We start from the raw sequence: 22305 nt of genomic DNA on the forward strand, positions 1-22305 counted from the left end.
GGCAGCTGGTTTCGCGGCGCACGCTTCGCCGCACATCCGGCCACCGGAATTCCTAAGCTTGTCCGCGGATCCGAACCTTGAAGGTCAGGATCCGCGAACAAGCTTCTTTTTTCCTGTGGACTTTGTGGGGGCCACTCGTGCCGAGCCACACAAAATCCCGCCCTGGGCTGCTGTAGAACAAGGGCTACATTGGGCGTAGAATAGAGCCATGGACAAGGTCGGTGTTCGGGAGCTTAAGCAAAATCCGCGGGCTGTCATTGAGCGCGTTGAGCACGGGGCGACTCTGGAGATAACCCTGCAGGGCCGTTCAGTTGCAACGATCTCCCCCATAACGCACCGCAGAAAATGGGTTTCAGCTGCTGAAGTTACAATAGCCCTGAAGCTGGCCCAACTCGGTTCAGACCAGACCGGATGGCTCGAGGAACACAAAGAATCCAGGGACTCGGATCCGCTTGTTGATCCCTGGCCAGCACCGTGATCATCCTTGACACGAACGTTTTGATTGCTCCACCGCCCGCATGGCCGGCCGGTGCCGTCCTTGGCTCAAGCATCATCTCGCTCGCAGAGCTCCAATTCGGCATCAGGTCGTCAGCAACTGAGGAGATCCGCCGCAACAGAGTCCATCGCCTTGCCGTTTGGCGGGAGCTAATGGATTGGATTCTCTTTGACGAGCATGCCGCCGAGAGCTACGGCGAACTAGCGGCCCGGGTCAAGCGCCTGAGGCCGCAGCATGCCAGGAGTAAGGACATCATGATCGCCGCGCAGGCCCATTCGCTTGGCATCCCGCTGATGACCCGCAACCCTAAGGACTTCGAGTTGATCCAAGACGTGGTGGAGATCCTGTCAGTGGCTGGCTGAGTCAGCCACGACATTCAGCCCGCTACAGATCGCAGCTTCTCCGCGGATCCGAACCATCAAGGTCATCCGCAGACAAGCTTCTGTTTTATCGGGAGAAACCTAGTCCTGGTGCAGCTGCACCAGGTTGCCGCAGCCATCCTCGAACACGGCACTGGTTCCGTACGGATCCTCCGTCGGCTCGCCCTTGAACTGGACGCCGGCAGCCACCAGCCGCTCGTACTCGGCCCGCACATCCGGTACGCCGAAGACGATGGCCGGCATCCCGGCGTCGTGCACTGCGTTCATGTAGTCCGCGCCGATCGGGTTGTCGCTCGGCTCCAGCAGCAGCCCCGCAGATTTATCGTCCGCGCCGGGGTCCTTGATGATGAAGAGATTGTGTTCGGGCATCGCCATCAGCGTCTCAAACCCGAGGGTCTCGGTGTAAAACGTGTGGGCGGCGGCGGGATCCTTGACGTGGATGCTGCACATTTTCAGTCTCATGGTCCCAAGCTACCCGGCCCGCAGCAGGCGTGCGAACCTCCGCTGCGGAATCCCCGCCGCCCCGGCTGGGCAGCCCATTGACCCCGAGCGGCCGCAGGGGATGCAATGGAAGAAGCAACCCGGAATCCTGGGCCGGGCCTGATACGGGGAGGTGCCGCGGTGCCGGCATTTGCAGAATCCGTCCTTGTGGGAGCGTTCCAGCTGGTGTTCTGGGGTGCCGTGCTGATGTGCGCGGTGGCTGCCACCGTCCTGGCTGTCCGCCACCATTCGACGCCGGACCCGGCCGTCCGCGCTCCGGACCCCGTGTTCTGGGACGTCTTTATGGGATCCACGGTGGCCATTCCCGCGATCCTCATCCCCACGCTCGCTGCGCCGTGGTCCGGCGCGGTCCTCGCAGTTCTCGGCGCCGGTGCGGGGGTGGCGGCCTACCGCGGCAGCCCGCGGATCATGGCCTGGCACTCACGTCTTCGCCAGCGCCGCCAGGACCAGCCCGTGTACACCGCGGCCCAGGCTGAGCATGACACGCTGCTGGCCCGGTGGAGCCGCTACGAACTGGATCCGGCCTGCTGCATCGACTATCCGGCCATGACGGATGTCCGTTCGCCTGAGACGTCGGCCCTGATTAAAGCAATGCGGGAGGCCGAGCAGCTGCGGGCCGAGCGGCACCAAGGATACGCTCCCGCCGTCGAACGTTTTGGCCGTGCTCTGACCGCTGCCGAGAGGGCCGCCGGTATCCCGGCCGCCGCGGATTGAACCCCGGTCCTGCGCCACGGCAGAGTCAGACGTGGTCACCTGACGCACCGGCGTAGAGGCCGATGAGGAGTTCGATGACCTCTTGGCGTGCCGCAGGCGGGTCCGTTTTGGACCAGGCCACGTACACCGGAACCGGAGGCGCATCACGGACAGGGCGGTAGACAAGGCCGCGCCGGCGGTACTGGTGGGCAGTTGACTCGGCGGTTATCCCGCGGGCCTTGCCGCTGCTGATGAGTGTCAGCCAGTCGTCCACGTCATTGATGGGAACCGTGTGCTCGGGCCTTCCCCCTTCGGGCCAGAGATCCAGCCGCGTGCTTCCTGTCCGCAGGTCGATGGCCAGAGTTGAGCTTCCGGCCTGAGCCAGGGTGACGCTGCGCTTGGCCGCGAGCGGGTCATCCGCAGCCATTGCACAATAGCGTTTCTCGACGCCGATGAGGACGAGTTCCACGGCGGCAGGGTCTGGTACACGGCGCAGGATGGCGAAGTCGCTGGTCCCCTCGGCCAGGCCGGCAGTGGGGGTATGTGTCCTGGTGAGCCGCAGATCGGTGCCCGGGAACGCAGCAGTCCATCGGCGCTGGAATTCCGGAGTATGCCTGCCCAGCGCAGACCACGCATAGCCGATCCGGGCTGTGCCGCCGCCGGACGCCGCCTCCTGCCGGAGGTCTTCAAGCAGGGCAAGGGCGCGGCGGGCCAGGCGGACCGCCCGTTCTCCGGCAGGCGTCAGTTCCACCGTCCGGGTGGTGCGCCGCATCAGCCGGACGCCCAAGGCGTGCTCGAGCGCAGCGATGTTCCGGGATACAGCAGCCTGCGAAATTCCCAGCTCAATGCCGGCATCCGTGAAGGTCCCCGCTTCGACAACCCCGATCAGGGAACGCAGGTGACGCAAGGAAACCGGCCCACTGGGCGGCGGAATGGCCACGCTCATGGCCAGCGCGCTATCAAACCAGTTGGGCGCTGCCAGCGGCTCCCTTGCGTTTCCGGTCTTGGGCCCGGTGGGTGTGGTCGCCGTCCGGCAACTCATCGCCGCCGCAGTGCTGCTGCCGCTTGTCCGGCCCCGGATCCGGGCCCTGACGCGCGATCAGTGGTGGCCGGTTGTCCTGCTCGCAGTGGTGTTCGGAACCATGAACCTGGGCCTCTACGCGGCGATCGACCGGATTGGGCTCGGCCTGGCTGTGACGTTGGAATTCCTGGGGCCCCTGGCCATCGCCCTGCTGACCTCCAGGAGAAAGAGCAGCGCTGTCTGCGCGGTGATCGCAGGTGCCGGCGTGCTTGCCATTACCCGGCCGGAGGCGTCCACAGACTACCTGGGCATCGGCCTGGCCCTGGTTGCCGCCTCGTCCTGGGCTGCCTACATCCTGCTCAACCAGACGGTGGGCACCCGGTTGCCAGGGATCCAGGGCACGGCCGCTGCCACGGGGATCTCGGCGGCGCTCTTCCTGCCCGTGGCGCTGACGGTCTTCCTCATGCAAAAGCCTGATGCGTTCACTGTTCTTTGTGCAGTGGGCGCCGGGATCCTGGCCTCGGTTGTCCCATATGTAGCGGACCTGCTCGCCCTGCGGAAGGTCCCGGCGAACCTCTTCGGCATACTCATGAGCATCAATCCGGTCTTCGCGGCTGTTATCGGATCGGTGGCGCTCCATGAGGCACTCGGCCTCATCGAATGGGCGGGAATAGCCCTCATCGTCGCCGCAAATGCATTCTCGCTGCTGCTCCGCGGCCGAAACGGCGCCGCTAGGCCTTCAGCCGAACGCTAGGCGTACATTCGCGCCCACGACCGTACCGCCGTCGGACGTTAACTGCTGTGTCGCCGGCGCTGGAGTCCGGCGACGGGGCGCCGTAGCATCCGAGGATGGAACCCACAGAAGCGGACATCCGTGACCAGTTCGGCAGGCGCCTGGAGGACAAGGGGGCCTGGCGGCAGGCCACCACCCTGGAGGCTGCCGGGGAACTGACAGCCCGGTGGCTGGAGGGCCATAGCGAATACCAGGCTGCCACGTTCACTGTCCGCTACGACGACGAAACTGAACCGATCGCCGCCGAACTGGCAGCCCTCAACCGGAACGGGCTGTTCACCAAGGAATCCCAGCCCGGGCTGCGTTCCGATGCCACCGCGCAGCGCGCCTACGTCACCGGATTCTGCAACGCTGACGTGGCCGCGGAACTGCTGGCCCTCTCCACACGCACCGAGCTGGTAACCGTGGCGCATGCCCCCGGCGAGGCCAGCAACGCCGCCATTCCGGTAACGCTCGACGGCGATGAGGTAGTGACCGTCCTCGGCTCCAGCGAGAACCCGGTGGACGAGGAGCAGATCCAGGACTGGGCGGACGAAACCAACGAAACGCTGGCGCTGCTGCTCGCGGACTCCTGGTACGTGGAGATCCTGGACCCTGCCTGGGGCCGGAATGACGTGCTGCTGCCAGCCGTCCTCGCCACACTGACTGCCCGGCAGTAGCTGGCGGCCCTGCTGGCCTAGTTAACTGGGAAACGGGCCGACCGCTCACGCGGCCAGCCCGTCCCCTGAAGCTCCCCTACAGCTCTACCGTGCCGCTTTCGCCCACACTCATCCGGCTGTGGGTCACCTTGGACTTCACCCACTGAAAGACCGTGGCCGCGGTCCCGCCGGGGCTGGTCCAGTATTCGGCGGAGTCCGAGTCGACGCGGAGCAGGCAAACTTCGGGGGTGTCCGGTCCGTCCGGGTACCAGGCTTCGACGGTCTGGTTCCACATTTCGTGGATCTTCGCGCGGTCAGTGACCACCTCGGCGGTGCCGGCCACCGACACCCATTCGGTGCGTTTGCCGAAGGACACATTGACCCGCGGGTTGGCCTGAACGTGGGCTACCTGCGAGGTGCTGCGGCCAGTGAAGAACCACAGGTCACCGTCCTCCTCCACGTCCTGGACGGCGAGGGGGCGGCTGACCAGGGCGCCTTCTTCGTTGATGGTGGTCAACATCCCGATGTGGGAATCGTTGATGATGTCCGTAACTTTGCTGATGTTCTCAGTGTCCGTCATGCTCTCACCTCGTTCTGATCGAATGGGAAGTTCCCCCGGCCAGCCTATTGGTAAGCATGCTTCTTTTCTACCCGGAGCGGCCCGGCCGGCGGTAAACGGTGAGGCCGTCATTCGCGTGAACCATGTGGCGGCCCATTCCACCGCTCTGGATCAGCCAAAAGACAGAGCCGTCCATGGCCCGCATGTCCACGCGGCCGGCCCCAATTTTCTCGCCGGCGCGAAACAGCAGGACCTCGTCCTCCTTGCACAGCTTGTTCCAGTGCGGCACGGGCTCCAGCATGACGGGAGCTTTTGCTGGGTTGGGCATGATTTTCCTTCAGTTTTAGAAGTGGGAGTTGCCGGCCTTGACGGCGAGCACCGGCCGGTCGGCCTGCATCAGGATCCGCTGGGCATGGCTGCCTAGAATGAACTTGCCCACCTGCGAACGGTGGCGCAGCCCGATGACAATGAGGGACGCGTCCACCTGGCGCGCCACCTCCAGGAACTCATCGGCGAGGTCGTTCAGGTAGGGCGGCTGCATCACGGTTGCCTTGACTCCCGCGTCCGCCGCCCGGCGTGCCGCGTCAGCCAGCAGGTCCGACGGCGCCACGGACTTGTCCACCAGCGCACCTTCGCGGGCCGAATTGACGATCACGAGGTCCTCCTTCCGGAGGGTGGCTTCGGCGATGCCCGCCGCCAGGGCGGCCTCACCGGCAGGGGTGGGGACGAATCCAACAATGATGCTCATACCTTCTCCTTGATTTCTGTGGTTGCCGGGCCGGCCAGGGTGGACGCCTTGCGCTTTGCCATGGCACTACGGATGAACGGCAGCACCGCTACCAGGACAAACACCAGCAGCAGGGTGGCCGAGATGGGGCGGCCGAAGAAGCCGGTGGGGTCTCCGCCGAACACCAGCAGGGACCGGCGCATCGAGCTTTCCAGCAGTTCGCCCAGCACGAAGGCCAGCACCAGCGGGCCCGGTTCAAAGCCGAACTTCTTCATGAGGTAACCGATGATGCCGAAGACGACGACGAGCGTGACATCGAACATGCTGTTGTTGATGGTGTACGCGCCCAGCAGCGTGATCAGCGCGGTGACGGGTGCCAGGATGGCGGCCCGGACGCGGAGGATCTTAACGAAGATGCCCACGAGCGGCAGGCTCATGATCAGCAGCAGGATGTTGCCGATGTACATGGAGTTCACCACGCCCCAGAAAAGCTCGGGGTTCTGCTCCACCAGCTGCGGTCCGGGCGTGACGCCCTGGATGAGCAGCGCACCGAACATCAGGGCCATGGTGGCATTAGCGGGGATACCAAGGGTCAGCAGCGGGATGAAGGAGGACGTTGCCGCGGCGTTGTTCGCGGTTTCGGGTCCGGCCACACCCTCGGGGGCGCCCTTGCCGAAGCGTTCCGGCTGCTTGGCGCGCTTTTTCTCCATGGCATAGGAAGCCATCGAGGCGATGGTTGCGCCCCCGCCCGGGAGGATACCGAGGAAGAAGCCCAGGACAGAGCCGCGGCCGATCGCACCGGAGGCCTGCTTCAGGTCCTTCCGGGAAGGCCACACGTTGGTGACCTTCGACGGCGCCTTCGCGGCCCGGTGCCGTTCCTCCAGGTTGTAGAGGATCTCGCCGAGGCCGAAGATGCCCATGGCGATCGGTACAAAGTCGAGGCCATCAGCAAGGGGCAGGCTGCCGAACGTAAAGCGGCTTTCGCCCGTGAAAATGTCCCTGCCGACAGTGGCCAGCAGTAGGCCCAGGGCGGCGGCGATAAGCGCTTTGGCCTTCGATCCGCTGCTGATGGTGGCCACGAGGAGGATGCCGAGCAGTGCCAGGGCGGTGTACTCGGGAGGCCCGAAGTCCAGGGCGAAGCTGGCAACGATTGGGGCCAGGAACGTCAGGCCGATGATTGCAGCGGTGCCACCAACGAAGGAGCCGATCGATGCCAGGCCCAGCGCGGTCCCGGCCCTGCCCTGCTTGGCCATCTGATAGCCGTCGAACACGGTGACCACGGAAGACGCCTCACCGGGAAGCCGGAGGAGCACGGAGGTGATGGTGCCGCCGTACTGGGCGCCGTAGAAGATGCCGGCCAGCATGATGATGGCCGTCACGGGCTCCACGTTGTACGTGAGCGGAAGAAGGATGGCGATGGTTGCCGCGGGCCCCAAGCCGGGCAGCACACCGATCAGCATGCCGATCACGACGCCGATCAGGCAGTAGAGGAGGTTGGTCGGCTCCAGGACAACCGCAAATCCGTTGATAACGGGATTTAGAAAATCCACGGGGTCTCCTAGAAGAGGTGGGGAACGGAGGTGTGGAGCGCGAGGACGAAGATGCCGTAAAAGGCGACGACGACACTTGCGCTGACAACGAGGGTGGAGCGCCAGGTTTCGCCGCCGAGGAAGCGCATCCAGATGATGCACAGGACCAGAGCGGGCAGTTCAAAACCTATGAGCGGCATCAGTGCCACCATGGCGGCGAGGGTCACCAGCCCGGTGAGCGGCGCGGTGGACATGCGGGTGAATTTCTCCGCATCCCGGTTGTGCCGGCCGGCGATCAGCTGGAAGAGACCGAGGGCCACCATGACGCAGCTGATGATGAACGGCCAGAGGCCAGGCTGCGGGGTGGCCGGCGTGCCCAGGCCCATCGTGATGGACAGGATGGCCGCGCCGGTCCCCACGCCGAGGACCACCAGGGAGGAGGCCGCGTTGGCCAGGGCGCCCGCTGCCGGGGGCTTTTCCTCTTCCCACTGGGCCGCAAGCTGTTCGGGCGTCAGGTCATCCAGGACGTCTTCGGGAAACGAGCGGGGGGCGTCCCCGCCGGAGGCAGCCGTCTCGCTGCTGCCTCCGGCGGGTACTGCGGGTGTTCCCTTCACAGGAGTCACTTATTTCCGCTGAGGCTGATGTCGTACTTCTCCACCAGCTCCTTGTACTTCGCTGCGTATGCCTTCCACTCGGTGACTACCTCCGCACCGGAGATCTCCTTGGGCGTCAGCATGTTCTTCTTGTTGAACTCCTTGTAGGCGTCCGACTTGAAGGCTTCCTGGAATGCGGCAAACAGCTTGTCCTTGACCTCCTGCGGAGTTCCCTTGGGAGCGGCTACTGCCCGGTACTGGGCTACCGGAACGTCATAGCCGGCTTCCTTTGCCGTAGGGGTGTCCGGCAGGAACGCGTTGCGCTCTTCGGAGAAGATCAGGAGCGGCGCCACCTTTCCGGCCTCGATCTGCGGCATCGCTTCACCGAGCTGGATGGTGGCGAGCTCCACCTGGTTGCCCAGCGCGGCAGTCAGGGCGGGCTTGCCGCTGTCGAAGGGGATGTCGGTGCCTGTGACCTTGGCCTGCTTGAACAGCACGGTCTGGGCGAGCTGGCTGCCGGTGCCGACGCCAGTGGTACCGAAGGTCACGTTGCGGCCGGCGTCGGTAACATCCTTGAAGGTCTTGAATCCGGACCCGGGGCTTGCCACGAGGACGTAGTCGTCCTGGGACAGGCCGGCGATGATGTCCAGGTCGTCAATGTTCACGGCTTCGTCAGCTGTCACTGCCAGTGGCGTGATGGTAATAAGGGACGCGTTCAGCAGGACCAGCTCCTGCCCATCGGCGGGCTTGCCGGCAACTTCCTTGGTTGCCAGGGCGCCGTTTGCGCCGGGCTTGTTGACCACGGGCATCGGCTGGCCAAGGGACTTGGAGGCGCCCTCGGCGAGGGCCCGGGCGATCAGGTCGGTGCTGCCGCCGGCAGCCTGCCCTACAGAAAGGTTGACCGGGCCGGACGGGTATTTGGATGAATCTGCGCCGCCACTGCCAGCGACGTTGCCACAGGCAGTCATCGCCAGCAGCGTGAGGGCAGACGCAGCTCCGAGGATGGTACGGCGGGTGGGGAAGTGCTTCATTGGATCTCCTCATAGGCTCCGGGGTCATCCCGGACAGTTGTGAACCGAATCACGTTGGGCTCGCTTCAACGAGTGTAAAGAGCCGCTATGATGCATGTCTAAGCCCATATGAGCATCAAGTGATACCCGGAAGGCATCATGTTTACGTTTGACCAACTGGCCGGATTCATTGCCGTCGCCGAGGAACTGCACTTTGGCAGGGCTGCCGAACGGCTGAATATGACGCAGCCGCCCTTGAGCAGGCAGATTCAAAAGCTGGAAAAAACCATCGGCACGGAACTGCTGGAGCGTGACAACCGGAAGGTGCAGCTCACCCCTGCCGGCGAAGCCTTCCTCGAGGAAGCCAGAAGGCTGATGGTCCTGGCCACCCGGGCACCGGTCACTGCCCGGCGGATCGCCACCGGACGCTCGGGCATGCTGCGCGTGGGCTTCACCGCGGCCAGTGGATTCAGCATCCTCGGCCCGCTGCTGGAGGAGATTGCCGAAATCATTCCGGACGTCGACATCGACCTGCAGGAGCTCGTAACCGGCGAGCAGATCCAGGGCCTGCTCACCGGGGGGCTGGATCTGGGCCTGGCACGGCCACCGTTCGATCGGGAGATTTTCGATTCGCACCTGCTGTACAAGGAGTCGATGATGCTGGCGGTGCCCAGTGGCCATAAGCTCGCGGATCTTTCCCGCCCCATCGAGGACGCGGACATCAGCGACGAGCCACTGATCATGCACTCGCCCACCAAGGCGACATACTTCTACGACCTGGTGGTCAGGATGTTTCCCATCCAGCACGCCAACGTGATCCACACGGTGAGCCAGATCCTCACGATGGTTTCCCTGGTTGCGGCCCGCCGCGGGGTTGCCTTCGTTCCGCATTCGGCAACCTTGCTGGCCATCAAGGGCGTCGAGTTCCTTCCCCTTGCCGGCATGGAAAGCGAGCAGCCCGTGGAGCTCCACGCGATCTGGAACCGGAAGGTGGTCAATCCAGCCCTGCGCCGCCTGCTGCAGGACCTGGAGTTCCGCACCGAGTAGGGAGACCGCCATCGGCGGTCAATACCCTTCTGGCATCAATGCATACACAAATACACTTAGACAGGCATCACGTCCTCTGCCTAACCTGATCAGGAACCAACACCATCCCGCCCGCGACACTCAGCACGCGGCGTTCACACGGAGGACAACATCGTGGCAAAGTACACCCCTCAGGAACTGGCAGACACCCTCAAGGAAGGCCTGCTGTCCTTCCCGGTGACCTCGTTCGACGCCAACCTGCAGTTCGACGAGGAAAGCTACCGCAAGCACCTCGCCTGGCAGGCCAGCTTCCCGGTCGCCGGCCTCTTCGCAGCCGGCGGCACCGGCGAAGGCTTCTCCCTCACTCCCGCTGAATCCGAGCGCGTGGTCCGCGCCGCCGTCGACGAAGTCGGCAGCATCGTCCCCGTCCTGGCCTCTGCCGGCGGTTCCACTGCCCAGGCCATCGAGAACGCCCAAGCCGCCGAAGCCGCCGGCGCTGATGGCATCCTGCTCCTCCCGCCGTACCTGACCGAAGCAGACCAGGCCGGCCTCATTGACCACGTCAGCGCCATCTGCCGCTCCACCTCGCTGGGCGTCATCATCTACAACCGCGCCAACGCCATCTATAAGGACACCACGGTGGCCACGCTGGCCGACCGCCACGAAAACCTCATCGGCTTCAAGGACGGCGTGGGCGACCTCGAACACGATGCCCGTGTCTACGCCAAGCTCGGTGACCGCCTGTTCTACCTCGGCGGCCTGCCCACGGCCGAAACGTTCGCCCTCCCGCTGCTGCAGCTGGGCATGAGCACTTACTCCAGCGCCATGTACAACTTCGTCCCGCAGTTCGCGCTGGACTTCTACCAGGACGTCCGCAACAACGACCGCGTTGCCGTCAACAAGAAGCTCAACGACTTCGTGATCCCGTACCTGGACATCCGCGACCGCGTGAAGGGCTACTCTGTGTCCATCGTCAAGGGTGGCCTGGACGCGATCGGCCGCTCGGTCGGCGGAGTCCGCCCGCCGCTGCAGAACCTGGCGCCGCAGGACCTCGCGGACCTTAAAGCCCTCATCGCCAGCATCTCCTGATCCACCTCTCCAAGGAGTAACCACAGTGACACTCACCGGACATTCCCTGATCGCCGGCCAGCCCGTCGTCGGGGGCGGGAAGACAGCCTTCGGCTTCAACCCCGCCACCAACGGGCAGCTCGACCCCGCGTATTCGCTGATCACCGGGGAGCAGCTGACGACGGCGACCTCCGCCGCCGCGGCTGCCTACCCGTCCTTCAGCACGCTGGCCCCCGCAGCCCACGCAGCGTTCCTGGACGCCATCGCGGACAACATCGAGGCCATCGGCGATGAACTCATCACCCGCGCCGGCCAGGAAACCGGCCTGCCCGCTGCCCGCCTGACCGGCGAACGCGCCCGCACCACCGGCCAGCTGCGCCTCTTCGCGAACGTTGTCCGCCAAGGCGACTTCCGCGGCGTCCGCATCGACCCCGCCCTGCCCGAGCGCACTCCGATGCCGCGGGCCGACATCCGCCAGCGCCAGATCCCGCTGGGCCCCGTCGCCGTGTTCGGCGCGAGCAACTTCCCGCTGGCCTTCTCGACGGCGGGCGGCGACACAGCTTCCGCCCTCGCCGCCGGCTGCCCGGTCGTGTTCAAGGCGCACAACGCCCACCCCGGCACCAGCGAACTCGTAGGCCAGGCGATCGCCAAGGCCGTCAAGGACCACGGCCTGCACCCCGGCGTGTTCTCCCTCATCTACGGTCCCGGCGCCAGCATCGGCCAGGCGCTCGTGGCCGACCCCGCCATCAAGGCCGTCGGCTTCACCGGCTCCCAGGCCGCAGGCATCGCGCTGATGCGCACCGCGGCCGCCCGGCCAGAGCCCATCCCTGTCTACGCCGAAATGTCCTCCCTGAACCCGGTGTTCGTGTTCGACGGCGCCCTCAGCGGTTCCGCCGAACAGATCGACGCCCTCGCGCAGCAGTACGTCACCGCGGTCACCGGCAGCTCAGGACAGCTCTGCACCTCCCCCGGACTCCTGTTCGCCCCCGCTGGTGAGCTGGGTGACAAACTTGCTGCCGCCGTCGGCCGCGCCATCTCAGCCTGCGCCGGGCAGACGATGCTCACCGAAGGCATCGCCGGTTCCTGGAACGCCGGCGCCGAGGCGCTGGGCTCCGCGGACGGCGTCACCGTCGTCGGCCAGGGCACCCAGGGCCCCACCGAAAACGCCCCCGCCCCCACCATCTTCGGCACCCAGGTCAGGGACTTCGTCACCAACCATGTGCTGCACCAGGAAATCTTCGGCGCCGCGTCCCTGGTGATCCGCTACTCCTCCACCGCGGAACTCCTCGAAGCCATCGGCCGGCTCGAGGGCCAGCTCACGGCCTCACTGCAGCTCACCGAAGCGGACTACCCGACGGCGGCGCCACTGATCCCCGCGCTCGAACAGAAAGTGGGCCGCATCATCGTCAACGGCTGGCCCACCGGCGTCGAGGTCGGCCACGCCATGGTTCACGGCGGCCCGTTCCCCGCCACCTCGGACACCCGCACCACCTCCGTGGGCACCCTGGCCATCAACAGGTTCCTGCGGCCCGTCGCCTACCAGAACCTCCCCCAGGAGCTGCTCCCGGCGGCCCTGCAGGACACCAACCCGTGGCAGCTCAACCGCCGGATCGACGGCAGCGTTGTTGCTGCAGATGCAGAGGTAAGCGCATGAGCACCCAGCCCACCATTGCCCGCGTTGAAGTGGTGCCGGTAGCCGGCCACGACAGCATGCTGATGAACCTCAGCGGCGCGCACGGCCCGTTCTTTACCCGCAACGTGGCCATCATTACCGACTCCGAGGGCCGCACCGGCCTCGGCGAGGTGCCCGGCGGCGAGAAGATCAAAGCCACCATCGAGGAAGCCGGCGCACTGATCAACGGCAAGCCCGTGGCACGCTACAGGTCCCTCCTGCGCGAAGTTGCCGCGGAATTCGCAGACCGCGACGCCGGCGGCCGCGGCCTGCAGACCTTCGACCTGCGCACCACGGTCCACGCCGTCACCGCCGTCGAGTCCGCCCTGCTTGACCTGCACGGCCAGTTCCTCGGCGTCCCCGTCGCGGAACTGCTCGGTGACGGGCAGCAGCGCGCCTCGGTGCCCATGCTGGGATACCTCTTCTTTATTGGTGACCACGCCCGGACTGACCTTCCCTACCTGGTGGAGGACGCGCCGTCGGACCGGTGGGAGAAGCTGCGGCGGCAGGAGGCCATGACCCCGGAGGCAGTGGTTGCCCTGGCCGAAGCCGCGCAGGAGCGTTATGGCTTCAGCGATTTCAAGCTCAAGGGCGGCGTGCTGTCCGGGGACGACGAAGTGGATGTGGTCACCGCGCTGCACAAGCGTTTCCCCGAGGCACGGGTGACGCTTGACCCGAACGGCGGCTGGCTCCTGGAGGAAGCCATCCGCCTGGGCAAGCGAATGCAGGGCGTCGTGGCCTATGCCGAGGATCCCTGCGGCGCCGAAGGCCGGTTCTCCGGCCGCGAGGTGATGGCTGAGTTCCGCCGTGCCACCGGCCTGAAGACCGCCACCAACATGATCGCCACGGACTGGCGGGAGATGTCCCACGCCATCCGCAGCAACGCCGTGGACATTCCCCTGGCCGATCCGCACTTCTGGACCATGTCCGGCTCGGTCCGGGTGGCCCAGCTGTGCAACGAATTCGGGCTGACCTGGGGGTCGCACTCGAACAACCACTTCGACATCTCCCTGGCCATGTTCACGCACACCGGCGCGGCAGCCCCGGGCGAGATCACCGCACTGGACACGCACTGGATCTGGCAGGACGGACAGGGCCTCACCAAGAACCCGCTGCAGATCAAGGACGGGGCTATCTCGGTGCCCGACGCGCCGGGTCTTGGCATCGAACTGGACCGCGACGCCCTGGACAAGGCCCACGAGCTGTACCTGCAGCACGGCCTGGATGCCCGGGACGACAGCATCGGCATGCAGTACTACATCGACGGCTGGTCCTTCGACCCGAAGCGGCCCTGCCTGGTGCGCTAGCCGCCACTTCTTCGTCTGACCCGTACCGAACACTTCCGCACGGCCGGACCTCCTTCGCAACAGGAGACGGCCGTGCGGACTTCCATGCCCGATAGTTAAACAACCAGACAGCTAAATAGAAGGGCGCATGTGTGGGCGGCGTAGTTTCCGGAATCCTGATCGTCTCCGCCGTCATTTTTGTGGGCTACCTGGCCGCCCGGCTGCGGATCCTGGGACCCGAAGTCCAGGGCGCCCTGACCCGCACCGCCTACTACGTCACCAACCCCGCCCTGCTGTTCACCGTGGTAGCCGGCAGTGATATCCGTGCCGCGCTCGGAACCGACGCCCCGCTGGCGCTGCTCTCGGCAGCGATCGTGGGGCTTCTCTATTGCCTCGCGAGTTTCCTTTTCTTCCGGCGCCCGGTGGCGGAGACCGCCGTCGGGGCCATGGCCAGCAGTTACGCCAATGCCAACAACATCGGCATCCCGGTCTCGCTGTACGCGGTGGGCACTGCGCAGCATGTGGCCCCGGTGCTGCTGGTCCAGCTCCTGGTGATGGCGCCGTTCTACCTCACGGTGATGGGGTTGGCCTCCGGGTCCCGGCTTTCATGGAAAAAGACGCTCGTCACACCGTTCGCGAATCCCATGATCATTGCCTCAGCACTGGGAGTGGTGGTGGCACTGACCGGCTGGGATGCACCTGATTTGCTGCAGAAACCCATCGACATGCTTGCCGCGGGGGCCGTGCCCATGGTCCTGCTGGCCTTCGGCCTGTCCCTTGCCGGCCGGGCTCCCCTGCAGAAGGGCGATGGCCGCACCGAAACCTTCGTGGCCACCTTCCTCAAGATTGCCGGCATGCCACTCATCGTCTGGGTGCTGGGCCGGTTTGTCTTTGGGCTGGAAGGGCAGCACCTGCTGGCCAGCGTGATCATGGCGGCGCTCCCTACCGCCCAGAACGTCTTCCTCTTCGCCTCCCCCTACGGCCGCGGCATGACCGTGGCCCGCGACGTCATCCTGTGCACCACGGTGCTCAGTGTGGGCGCACTGGTGGTTGTTGCCTGGCTGGTGGGATAAGCCGCCGGCGGCCCCGCCGCCCGTGTCGTTAGGAGCGGTTCTGTCGGGGTGGTGCCACCCATTCCCCGCCCCGCAGCACGCCAGCGAGGTTCAGGTCCGGATCAACCACGACGACGTCGGCACGCATCCCTGCACGGAGGTCGCCCGCCTGCGATGAACGTCCAAGGACTGCTGCCGGCACGGCACTCGCGGAGGTGACGGCGTTGCGCAGGGAAACACCTGCAGCGACGGCGGCACGGACAACCTCCAGCAATGTGGCTGTTCCACCGGCGATGGCCCCGGTGTCGTCCACACGGGCTACGCCTCCATCCACGGTCACCGCCAGTGCGCCCAGCCGGTATTGGCCATCCCGCAGGCCGGTCGCAGCCATGGAATCCGTGACAAGCGCGATGTTTTCCGCTCCCACCAGTTCGAAAACTGTTTTGACCGTTTCGGGGGCGAGATGGACCCCGTCAGCAATCAGCTCCACTACGGCGTCCCCGGCGCGTGCTGCGCTGAGGCAGGCGGAGACGGGGCCGGGAGAGCGGTGGTGCAGTCCGGGCATTGCGTTGAACAGATGGGTCACCGTTGGGCGCCGCCCCATCAGGGCGTTCGGGGCTTTGGCGAGTCCCGCAGCGGCACGTTCCAAAAATGCGGCGGCGGCTGGGTGATCCGCTGCCGTATGTCCCAATGAGGGAAGTGCCCCGTGGGCGGTGAGCAGGTCCACGAGGCTTGGCGCGCCAGGGAGTTCTGCGGCCAGGGTCATGGAGGCCAGGGAGGGGCCGGCCGCTTCGAACAGTTCGCCCATCAGACCGGTGTCCGGTGCCAGCAACAACGCGGGGTCGTGCGCGCCGCACTGTCCGGCCGAGAGAAAGGGGCCTTCCAAGTGTGAGCCTGCAATCAGCCCTTCCTCCTCCACCTGCCGCAGCGCCTTGAGGTTCCGCAGCAGATCTGCCGGCGCTGCAGTGACCAGGCTGGCGAGAAGCGTGGTGGTTCCGCGGCTGTGAAGGTAGCGGGCAGCAGAACGGGCGCCCTCCACCGAACCCTCGGAGAAATCCGAGCCGTTGGCACCGTGGCAGTGCAGGTCCACAAGGCCCGGAAGCAGGATACGGCCGGCTGGACCAGATTCAACGCCAGCACTTGAGGTTTCCCCCGCATCTGGGTCCCCGCGGAACCCTGATGCCGGTCCGGCGTACGTGATGTGGCCGCCGTCCACGGCGATGAGCCCGTCATCGATGTCCATGGTGTTGGACACGATGCGGCCTCGTAGTATCTGTGCCTTGCCCATCATTCGTAGCCTCCTGCTGCCAGTGCCGCGGCCAGGCTGGCAGCGAGCAGGGGATCGGCCGCATTTGCCCTGGTCCCAGTCGCAGGGTCTTGCGTCCGGGCTGAGGAATGGACAGCGTGGACCCCACTTTTCAGCAGCGCGGGCACGAGTCCAAGCCTTACACCGCCTCCCGCCATGATCTGTACCGAAGGAGCGTGGGTCCGTCCCATTTCCACCAACCGGATCAGCATCTGCAGGCCGGCGGTGCAGTGGGGCTTGCCTCCGCTGGTCAGCACCCGGTCAACCCCTGTGTGTTCGAGTCTGGCCAGGGCCTCAGCGGGATCCACGCCCGCAGCCAGAGCAGCATCGAAGGCCCGGTGGAACGTCACCTCCGCAGAGGGATGTTGTTCGCGGGCCAGCCCGGAAATCCGGCGCAGCGCTGCAACGTCGGGGCCGCCGTCGGCCGCCAGTATGCCCACCACGACGCCGGCGGCCCCGGCATCCAAGGCCGCAGCGACGTCGTGCTCCAGCACCTCAATCTCCTCACCCGTGTAGGTGAAGTTTCCCGGGCGGGGCCGGATCAGGACGTGGACCGGCAGGCCCACCTGGCAGGCCTGCTTAATGGTTCCGATGCTTGGCGTGATGCCATCCGTTTCGGCCAGGGCCGCGCAGAGTTCCACCCTTGCAGCGCCCACGGATGCTGCGAGGCGCACGCCGCTGGCATCTTCAACCGCCAGCTCGAGCTGCGGCGATATGGAGGTGGAGGTCCGCTGGAGACCTTGCCCCACACTGTGCCTGCCGGCCACGAGCCGCTTCCCCGCCACGCTTAGAGTCCCTGCCACTGAGGTTTCCGCCCGAACGTGTCCTGATAGTAGTCCCGGTGGGCGAGTTTGGAGGCAGCCGCTTCGTCCACCAAAACCGTGACATGGGGGTGGAGCTGGAGGGCTGATGCAGGGCACATCGCCGCCACGGGACCCTCCACGGCTGCCGCAATGGCCTCAGCTTTGGACTCCCCCATGGCCAGCAGCAGGATGTGCCGTGCTTCGCCGATGGTGCCCAGCCCCTGCGTCAGCACATGGTCCGGAACGTCCGCAGGATTCTCGAAGAAGCGCGCGTTGTCCTGCCGGGTCTGCCGGGTCAGCGTCTTGATCCGGGTCCGGGAGGCCAGGGAGGACATCGGCTCGTTGAAACCGATATGGCCGTCGGTTCCAATCCCCAGGATCTGGACATCCACGCCTCCCGCTGCCTCGATGCTGGCCTCATAGCGCAGGGCCTCACTGGCAGGATCTTTTGCCGTCCCGTCCAGGCCGTGCACCGCATCCGCCCCGAAGTCCACACTGTCCGTGAACTCCCCACGTATCACCGAATGGTAGGACTGCGGGTGGGTGCTGGCCAGGCCCAGGTACTCATCGAGCAGGAAGGCCTGTGATGTGGCGAAGCTCAGCCCGCCGCTGCGGTGGCGCTCTATGAGTTCCTGGTAGGTGCCCAGGGGGGTGGACCCGGTGGCCAGGCCAAGGACCGAGGGACCGCTGCGGACTTGCTGCTCAATGGCGTCTGCTGCCGTGCGCGCCACGTCGGCTGCCGTGGGAAGGATAACGATTTCCATGGGGAAGGAATGCTTTCAGTTGCTGTTGTGGGAAGGGGTGCAGTTAGTCGGGTGTTATTTTGCTGCCTCGGTGTCGACAGTGACTTCGTCGCCCTCGCGGCCCGGGGTGCGCAGGTTCCAGCGCTTGATCACGAAGGAGAAGAGGAAGTAGTAGATCACCGCATAGCCCAGTCCGATGGGAATAAGCAGCCAGGCGTTCTGGGCTTTGCCGAAGTTCAGGATGAAGTCGATCAGCCCGGCAGAGAAGGTGAAGCCGTGGTGGATGTCCAGCGCATTCACCAGCGCCATGGAGGTTCCGGTCAGTGCAGCGTGGACGATGTAGAGCGGGAAGGCAACGAACATGAAGGAGTACTCGAGCGGTTCGGTGATGCCAGTGAAAAATGCGGTGAGGGCTGTGGAGAGCATGATGCCTCCCACCACCTTTTTCTGGGACGGCTTGGCGTGGCGCCAGATGGCCAGGGCGGCGGCGGGAAGTCCGAACATCATGATGGGGAAGAAGCCGGTCATGAACACGCCTGCCGTGGGATCGCCGGCGAAGAACCGGTTGAGGTCGCCGCGGACCAACTGCCCCGAAGCGTCGGTGTAGTCGCCGATCAGGAACCAGACACCGGAGTTCAGGATGTGGTGCAGGCCTGCTGGAATGAGCATGCGGTTGGCGAAACCGTAAATGCCGCCGCCGGCCACGGCGTTACCGGCTACTGCCTCGCCTACGGCGGAGAGTCCCGCGTTGAAGAAGGGGTAAACGAGGGCAAGGATGACGCCGGCCACGAGGCTGGAAACGGACGTCAGGATGGGCACCAGGCGCCGGCCGCTGAAGAATCCCAGGAAGTCCGGCAACTTCGTGCGGTAAAACCGCTGCCACAGGTTTGCGGAGAGCAGGCCGACCACTATGCCGGCCAGGACGCCGTAGTTGATCAGCGCGGGTTTTCCGGCAGGGTCAACCTGGCCTGCCAGTACCAGCGGGGACATGGCTTTGAAGACGCCGTCAATCACCATGTATCCCACCACGGCTGCCAGTGCCGTGGATCCGTCTGCCTTCTTTGCCCAGCCGATGGCAATGCCCACCGCGAAGATCAGCGGAAGCCAGGTGAAGACGGCGTTGCCGGCGGCGGAGATCACGGCAGCGCCTCCTTCGAATCCGGGAATGGCGCCCAGCAGGTCAGCCTGGCCGATGCGCAGGAGGAGGCCCGCTGCGGGAAGTACTGCGATGGGAAGCATCAGGCAGCGGCCAAGGCGCTGCAGGTTGGCAAAGGCCCTGTTCGGCTTCTTCTCTGGAGCCAGGGCGGCGGTCTCGGATGATGACATGTTTGCACCTCTGCGGATTGAGTGGGGCTTGTGGAGTGACGGCTTCAACCGGTACTGTCTGGTTATGACCAGTTCAGTGTGATTCATCCCACGGCCGCCTGTCAAGGTAGGAATCCGCCGGCCAGGCGGTGAAAGTGCCGACGATAACGCGCAGAATTAGTCCCACCGTGGTCGCCGACCGGGGTGTTCAGGAACGTGCCTCTGGAGGCACCGTCAGAAGGGCAGTGTTATGTCCAAAGCAGAAAAGATCGTAGAAGGGCTTGGCGGAGCCGGGAACATCGTCGAGGTGGAAGCGTGCATTACCCGCCTCCGCACGGAAGTGAAGGATTCCTCGCTCGTGAACGAAGCCTCGCTGAAGGCCGCCGGAGCGCACGGAGTGTTCTCGTCAGGCACTGCCGTCCAGGTGGTCGTCGGTCCTGAAGCTGATACTCTCGCCGAGGATATCGAGGACCTCCTCTAGTGGCGGGGCAGTTGATCGTCCACGCGCCACTGAGCGGATCTGTCATTCCCCTCAATCAAGTGCCGGACCCCGTTTTTGCCGGTCAGATGGTGGGATCGGGGGCAGCAGTGGAGCCGTCTGCAGGCGAAGCTTTCGACGTTGTCTCGCCCGTGGCCGGGAAGTTGGTCAAGCTCCTGCCGCACGCCTTCGTGGTGGTGGAGGATTCCGGCCGTGGCGTCCTGACGCACGTAGGCATCGACACTGTGAAGCTCAAGGGCGAAGGCTTCACGCTGTTGGTTGCCCAAGGTGACACGGTCAGTGCCGGTGCCCCGATCATGCACGTGGACCCTACAGCTGCCCTTGCAGCCGGTTACTCAATGGTGAGCCCCGTCGTCGTGTTGGACACTAAGCCGGACACAGCCACACTCATGGCCTTCGGAGCAGTAGCTGCCGGCGTCGGCCTGTTCTCCATGGACTAATGCCCGGTTATGGAAGTGCGGCCCTAAAGCCGCACTTCCATGGTCAGTGAGTACCGGTCGGACCGGTACCAGGAGCGGGAATGCTCGATCGCCAGGTTTCCCGAGAATGAAACGCGGTCAAACACCAGCACCGGCGCCCCGGTGCCTGTACCTAGAAGCGCCCCCACATCCGCCGGCGCCCCCTCCGAGCGGACGCTTTGCCGGGCCCGGTCGATCTGGTAGCCGAACTGTGCGGCAAGGGCCCTGTAGACAGAACCGGTCAAGTCAATGTCCAGCAGGCCACCCGCATAGTCAGGGTTATACCAAGCGTCATCAACGCTCACCGGCCGACCGTCCGCCAGGCGAAGGCGACGCAGATGGATAGCTTCGGACCCCTGCCCCAGACCCAATGCCTCAACGATGGCATCGGGAGCATCAGCGGCCTCAGCCACCAGCACCACCGTGCTGGGAACATGCCCCATGGCCTCCATCTCCTGCGTGAAGGAGGCTAAATGCAGGGTGGATTGAACGGGGGAATCCGCCACGAAGGTACCCTTGGCCGGAACCCGCACCAAATGTCCTTCATTGACAAGACGGCCAATGGCCGCTCGGACCGTAATCCGGCTGACGCCATAAGAATCCATGAGCGTCCGCTCACTGGGAAGCCGCGCCCCCGGCTCCAGTTCCTCCTTGACCAGCTTGAGGATAATCACCCGCAGCTGCTCGTGCTTGGGAACCTGAGAATTGCTGATGGCGCCCATAGCCCGCTGAGCGCTTCCGGCTGTTGCTGTCGCTCGCACTGCGGCCCCTCTAATCGTGGAGCGGTCCGGTAATGACCACTCTACGGATTATCCCACAGGGCGTACGCGAGCGGCGGCGCGACGCCACGCAGGGATTTTGCTCTGAAGGGAGACGGGGTGAGGTGTCCGGCCCTTAGAGGCACGTCCGTCTTCGCGTCATCGCCTGCCGATCGGAGGAAGGGACCTACCCTGAGCGGCTAGGCCAGGATCCGGTATCCCGTCGGCTTATCGAAGAGCCTTCGCGTGCTGGTTCCGGCGGCCGCAATCCAAAGGACGGAGTCGTCATCAGCGGCTTGTTCCACGACGCCGGTCATGATGTGCTCCCCCAAGAGCCACACCTCTACCGTGTGACCCGTCAGCCGGGCCCAGTCGCTACGCGGCCCACGTCCGGCTGAGGTCTTGCTCGGGCTCATACCCAACATGATTTGCTTTACCAGCCGCGCTCGGAGAGGCGGTGCGGCTGCGGGATGTCGTCCACATTGATGCCCACCATGGCTTCGCCGAGGCCGCGGGAGGCCTTGGCGATGGCGTCGGGGTCATCGAAATAGGCTGTGGCCCTGACGACGGCGGCGGCGCGCTGGGCCGGGTTGCCCGACTTGAAGATGCCCGAACCGACGAACACGCCGTCGGCGCCGAGCTGCATCATCATGGCGGCGTCGGCCGGGGTGGCGATGCCGCCCGCGGTGAACAGCACCACGGGGAGCTTGCCGGCGGCGGCAACTTCCTTGACCAGTTCGTACGGAGCCTGCAGTTCCTTGGCCGCGACGTAGAGCTCATCTTCGGGCAGGGCCGCGAGCTTGGCAATCTCGGCGCGGATCTGGCGCATGTGCCCGGTCGCGTTGGAGACATCGCCCGTGCCGGCCTCGCCCTTGGAACGGATCATGGCCGCGCCCTCGTTGATGCGGCGCAGCGCCTCACCCAGGTTGGTGGCGCCACAGACGAAGGGAACCGTGAAGTTCCACTTGTCGATGTGGTGGACGTAGTCGGCCGGGGTCAGGACCTCGGACTCGTCAATGTAGTCCACGCCCAAGGACTGCAGGACCTGGGCCTCGACGAAGTGGCCGATCCGGGCCTTGGCCATGACCGGCACGGACACGGCGTCGATGATCGCCTCGATCATGTCCGGATCGGACATCCGGGACACGCCGCCCTGGGCACGGATATCGGCCGGAACGCGTTCCAGCGCCATCACTGCAACGGCACCGGCGTCTTCGGCGATGCGGGCCTGTTCGACGTTGACGACGTCCATGATGACGCCGCCCTTGAGCATCTCAGCCATGCCCCGCTTGACGCGGCTGCTGCCGGCGACGGTGAGGTGTTCGTACGGGAGTGGTCTAAGGGACACTTCTTGCTCCAAAGGGGCGGGATGCCTGTGAAACCAGGCAT

At 65.3% G+C, this 22305-nt stretch carries 27 protein-coding genes; 12 read left to right on the forward strand and 15 right to left on the reverse strand.

Annotation, left to right across the window (positions count from 1 at the left end; translation table 11 throughout):
- Window positions 1–208 precede the first annotated feature (208 nt).
- Window positions 209–478: a type II toxin-antitoxin system Phd/YefM family antitoxin gene (locus tag J2808_RS07605; protein WP_309813971.1), complete on the forward strand. Its 270-nt coding sequence runs from the start codon at window positions 209–211 to the stop codon at window positions 476–478.
- Window positions 475–858: a PIN domain-containing protein gene (locus J2808_RS07610; protein ID WP_309813973.1), complete on the forward strand. Its 384-nt coding sequence runs from the start codon at window positions 475–477 to the stop codon at window positions 856–858. The genes J2808_RS07605 and J2808_RS07610 overlap by 4 nt, the downstream gene beginning before the upstream one ends.
- A 99-nt stretch (window positions 859–957) precedes the next feature.
- Here J2808_RS07610 and J2808_RS07615 read toward each other — a convergent pair whose 3' ends face one another.
- On the reverse strand, window positions 958–1338 hold the full coding sequence (locus tag J2808_RS07615; RefSeq protein ID WP_309813976.1) for a VOC family protein: 381 nt from the start codon (window positions 1336–1338) through the stop codon (window positions 958–960).
- Window positions 1339–1497: 159 nt separating this feature from the next.
- Between J2808_RS07615 and J2808_RS07620 the strand changes: the two genes are divergently transcribed.
- A complete protein-coding gene (locus tag J2808_RS07620) occupies window positions 1498–2091 on the forward strand; it encodes a hypothetical protein (protein WP_309813980.1) in 594 nt (197 codons plus the stop codon).
- Window positions 2092–2116: 25 nt separating this feature from the next.
- Here J2808_RS07620 and J2808_RS07625 read toward each other — a convergent pair whose 3' ends face one another.
- Window positions 2117–3016 (reverse strand): LysR family transcriptional regulator, encoded by a 900-nt coding sequence (locus J2808_RS07625; protein WP_309813983.1) that lies wholly within the window; start codon window positions 3014–3016, stop codon window positions 2117–2119.
- On the opposite strand from J2808_RS07625, the gene J2808_RS07630 reads away from it, so the two are divergent.
- Entirely contained in the window at window positions 3003–3845 is an 843-nt protein-coding gene (locus tag J2808_RS07630; RefSeq protein WP_309813987.1) for an EamA family transporter, read from the forward strand. The two genes, J2808_RS07625 and J2808_RS07630, sit on opposite strands and share 14 nt — an antisense overlap.
- A 95-nt stretch (window positions 3846–3940) precedes the next feature.
- Window positions 3941–4543, forward strand: coding sequence for a DUF6919 domain-containing protein (locus tag J2808_RS07635; RefSeq protein WP_309813989.1), 603 nt, complete (start codon window positions 3941–3943; stop codon window positions 4541–4543).
- A 76-nt stretch (window positions 4544–4619) separates the two neighbouring features.
- On the opposite strand, the gene J2808_RS07640 is transcribed toward J2808_RS07635, so the two are convergent.
- The 6 genes from J2808_RS07640 to J2808_RS07665 all read right to left on the reverse strand — a co-directional run bounded on the left by J2808_RS07640 (window position 4620) and on the right by J2808_RS07665 (window position 8961).
- Entirely contained in the window at window positions 4620–5102 is a 483-nt protein-coding gene (locus J2808_RS07640) for a pyridoxamine 5'-phosphate oxidase family protein (protein ID WP_309813991.1), read from the reverse strand.
- Between the two features lie 67 nt (window positions 5103–5169).
- On the reverse strand, window positions 5170–5409 hold the full coding sequence (locus J2808_RS07645) for a hypothetical protein (protein ID WP_309813994.1): 240 nt from the start codon (window positions 5407–5409) through the stop codon (window positions 5170–5172).
- Window positions 5410–5424: 15 nt separating this feature from the next.
- Entirely contained in the window at window positions 5425–5829 is a 405-nt protein-coding gene (locus J2808_RS07650) for a universal stress protein (RefSeq protein WP_309813997.1), read from the reverse strand.
- Complete coding sequence (locus J2808_RS07655) at window positions 5826–7358, reverse strand: tripartite tricarboxylate transporter permease (RefSeq protein ID WP_309814000.1); 1533 nt, start codon at window positions 7356–7358, stop codon at window positions 5826–5828. Before J2808_RS07655 ends, J2808_RS07650 begins: the two co-directional genes overlap by 4 nt.
- Window positions 7359–7366: 8 nt before the next feature.
- Window positions 7367–7951 carry a tripartite tricarboxylate transporter TctB family protein gene (locus J2808_RS07660; RefSeq protein ID WP_309814247.1) on the reverse strand — a complete coding sequence of 195 codons (585 nt, stop codon included), beginning with the start codon at window positions 7949–7951 and terminating at the stop codon, window positions 7367–7369.
- Between the two features lie 5 nt (window positions 7952–7956).
- Entirely contained in the window at window positions 7957–8961 is a 1005-nt protein-coding gene (locus J2808_RS07665; protein WP_309814002.1) for a Bug family tripartite tricarboxylate transporter substrate binding protein, read from the reverse strand.
- A gap of 138 nt (window positions 8962–9099) precedes the next feature.
- Here J2808_RS07665 and J2808_RS07670 point away from each other — a divergent pair, with 138 nt between their 5' ends.
- The 5 genes from J2808_RS07670 (at window position 9100) to J2808_RS07690 (ending at window position 15065) form a co-directional block, all read left to right on the forward strand.
- The gene (locus tag J2808_RS07670; protein WP_309814005.1) at window positions 9100–9987 is read left to right on the forward strand and encodes a LysR family transcriptional regulator; all 888 of its coding nucleotides are present in this window, start codon (window positions 9100–9102) and stop codon (window positions 9985–9987) included.
- Between the two features lie 153 nt (window positions 9988–10140).
- Window positions 10141–11055, forward strand: a complete 915-nt coding sequence (kdgD, locus tag J2808_RS07675; protein ID WP_309814010.1) for a 5-dehydro-4-deoxyglucarate dehydratase — start codon at window positions 10141–10143, stop codon at window positions 11053–11055.
- Window positions 11056–11080: 25 nt separating this feature from the next.
- Entirely contained in the window at window positions 11081–12688 is a 1608-nt protein-coding gene (locus J2808_RS07680) for an aldehyde dehydrogenase (NADP(+)) (RefSeq protein WP_309814013.1), read from the forward strand.
- Window positions 12685–14013 (forward strand): enolase C-terminal domain-like protein, encoded by a 1329-nt coding sequence (locus J2808_RS07685; RefSeq protein ID WP_309814016.1) that lies wholly within the window; start codon window positions 12685–12687, stop codon window positions 14011–14013. The genes J2808_RS07680 and J2808_RS07685 overlap by 4 nt, the downstream gene beginning before the upstream one ends.
- Before the next feature lie 131 nt (window positions 14014–14144).
- Complete coding sequence (locus J2808_RS07690; protein ID WP_309814020.1) at window positions 14145–15065, forward strand: AEC family transporter; 921 nt, start codon at window positions 14145–14147, stop codon at window positions 15063–15065.
- A 28-nt stretch (window positions 15066–15093) separates the two neighbouring features.
- On the opposite strand, the gene J2808_RS07695 is transcribed toward J2808_RS07690, so the two are convergent.
- The 4 genes from J2808_RS07695 to J2808_RS07710 are packed head-to-tail and all read right to left on the reverse strand — an operon-like array spanning window position 15094 to window position 19222.
- Entirely contained in the window at window positions 15094–16332 is a 1239-nt protein-coding gene (locus J2808_RS07695) for an N-acetylglucosamine-6-phosphate deacetylase (RefSeq protein WP_309814251.1), read from the reverse strand.
- Window positions 16332–17135: a copper homeostasis protein CutC gene (locus J2808_RS07700; RefSeq protein ID WP_309814023.1), complete on the reverse strand. Its 804-nt coding sequence runs from the start codon at window positions 17133–17135 to the stop codon at window positions 16332–16334. Before J2808_RS07700 ends, J2808_RS07695 begins: the two co-directional genes overlap by 1 nt.
- 2 nt (window positions 17136–17137) lie before the next feature.
- The gene (gene nagB / locus J2808_RS07705; protein WP_309814025.1) at window positions 17138–17917 is read right to left on the reverse strand and encodes a glucosamine-6-phosphate deaminase; all 780 of its coding nucleotides are present in this window, start codon (window positions 17915–17917) and stop codon (window positions 17138–17140) included.
- Between the two features lie 54 nt (window positions 17918–17971).
- Window positions 17972–19222 (reverse strand): PTS transporter subunit EIIC, encoded by a 1251-nt coding sequence (locus J2808_RS07710; RefSeq protein ID WP_309814027.1) that lies wholly within the window; start codon window positions 19220–19222, stop codon window positions 17972–17974.
- 229 nt (window positions 19223–19451) lie between these two features.
- Here J2808_RS07710 and J2808_RS07715 point away from each other — a divergent pair, with 229 nt between their 5' ends.
- Window positions 19452–19682: a PTS glucose/sucrose transporter subunit IIB gene (locus tag J2808_RS07715; RefSeq protein ID WP_309814029.1), complete on the forward strand. Its 231-nt coding sequence runs from the start codon at window positions 19452–19454 to the stop codon at window positions 19680–19682.
- Window positions 19682–20140 (forward strand): PTS sugar transporter subunit IIA, encoded by a 459-nt coding sequence (locus J2808_RS07720; RefSeq protein ID WP_309814033.1) that lies wholly within the window; start codon window positions 19682–19684, stop codon window positions 20138–20140. Before J2808_RS07715 ends, J2808_RS07720 begins: the two co-directional genes overlap by 1 nt.
- A 23-nt stretch (window positions 20141–20163) precedes the next feature.
- On the opposite strand, the gene J2808_RS07725 is transcribed toward J2808_RS07720, so the two are convergent.
- The 3 genes from J2808_RS07725 to pdxS all read right to left on the reverse strand — a co-directional run bounded on the left by J2808_RS07725 (window position 20164) and on the right by pdxS (window position 22264).
- Window positions 20164–20919, reverse strand: a complete 756-nt coding sequence (locus J2808_RS07725; protein ID WP_309814036.1) for a GntR family transcriptional regulator — start codon at window positions 20917–20919, stop codon at window positions 20164–20166.
- Window positions 20920–21116: 197 nt separating this feature from the next.
- Complete coding sequence (locus tag J2808_RS07730) at window positions 21117–21332, reverse strand: hypothetical protein (protein WP_309814039.1); 216 nt, start codon at window positions 21330–21332, stop codon at window positions 21117–21119.
- 17 nt (window positions 21333–21349) lie between these two features.
- The gene (gene pdxS / locus J2808_RS07735) at window positions 21350–22264 is read right to left on the reverse strand and encodes a pyridoxal 5'-phosphate synthase lyase subunit PdxS (protein WP_309814041.1); all 915 of its coding nucleotides are present in this window, start codon (window positions 22262–22264) and stop codon (window positions 21350–21352) included.
- Window positions 22265–22305: the final 41 nt, after the last annotated feature.

Origin of the sequence: Pseudarthrobacter sulfonivorans (assembly GCF_031454915.1) — a bacterium.
Taxonomy (GTDB): domain Bacteria; phylum Actinomycetota; class Actinomycetes; order Actinomycetales; family Micrococcaceae; genus Arthrobacter; species Arthrobacter sulfonivorans_C.

Coding starts and splice junctions, on each gene's coding strand:
- J2808_RS07605 (WP_309813971.1), top strand. CDS start 209: ATGGACAAGGTCGGTGTTCGGGAGCTTAAGCAAAATCCGCGGGCTGTC.
- J2808_RS07615 (WP_309813976.1), bottom strand. CDS start 1,338: ATGAGACTGAAAATGTGCAGCATCCACGTCAAGGATCCCGCCGCCGCC.
- J2808_RS07630 (WP_309813987.1), top strand. CDS start 3,003: ATGGCCACGCTCATGGCCAGCGCGCTATCAAACCAGTTGGGCGCTGCC.
- J2808_RS07625 (WP_309813983.1), bottom strand. CDS start 3,016: ATGAGCGTGGCCATTCCGCCGCCCAGTGGGCCGGTTTCCTTGCGTCAC.
- J2808_RS07635 (WP_309813989.1), top strand. CDS start 3,941: ATGGAACCCACAGAAGCGGACATCCGTGACCAGTTCGGCAGGCGCCTG.
- J2808_RS07640 (WP_309813991.1), bottom strand. CDS start 5,102: ATGACGGACACTGAGAACATCAGCAAAGTTACGGACATCATCAACGAT.
- J2808_RS07645 (WP_309813994.1), bottom strand. CDS start 5,409: ATGCCCAACCCAGCAAAAGCTCCCGTCATGCTGGAGCCCGTGCCGCAC.
- J2808_RS07650 (WP_309813997.1), bottom strand. CDS start 5,829: ATGAGCATCATTGTTGGATTCGTCCCCACCCCTGCCGGTGAGGCCGCC.
- J2808_RS07665 (WP_309814002.1), bottom strand. CDS start 8,961: ATGAAGCACTTCCCCACCCGCCGTACCATCCTCGGAGCTGCGTCTGCC.
- J2808_RS07670 (WP_309814005.1), top strand. CDS start 9,100: ATGTTTACGTTTGACCAACTGGCCGGATTCATTGCCGTCGCCGAGGAA.
- J2808_RS07685 (WP_309814016.1), top strand. CDS start 12,685: ATGAGCACCCAGCCCACCATTGCCCGCGTTGAAGTGGTGCCGGTAGCC.
- J2808_RS07695 (WP_309814251.1), bottom strand. CDS start 16,332: ATGGGCAAGGCACAGATACTACGAGGCCGCATCGTGTCCAACACCATG.
- nagB (WP_309814025.1), bottom strand. CDS start 17,917: ATGGAAATCGTTATCCTTCCCACGGCAGCCGACGTGGCGCGCACGGCA.
- J2808_RS07710 (WP_309814027.1), bottom strand. CDS start 19,222: ATGTCATCATCCGAGACCGCCGCCCTGGCTCCAGAGAAGAAGCCGAAC.
- J2808_RS07715 (WP_309814029.1), top strand. CDS start 19,452: ATGTCCAAAGCAGAAAAGATCGTAGAAGGGCTTGGCGGAGCCGGGAAC.
- J2808_RS07730 (WP_309814039.1), bottom strand. CDS start 21,332: ATGAGCCCGAGCAAGACCTCAGCCGGACGTGGGCCGCGTAGCGACTGG.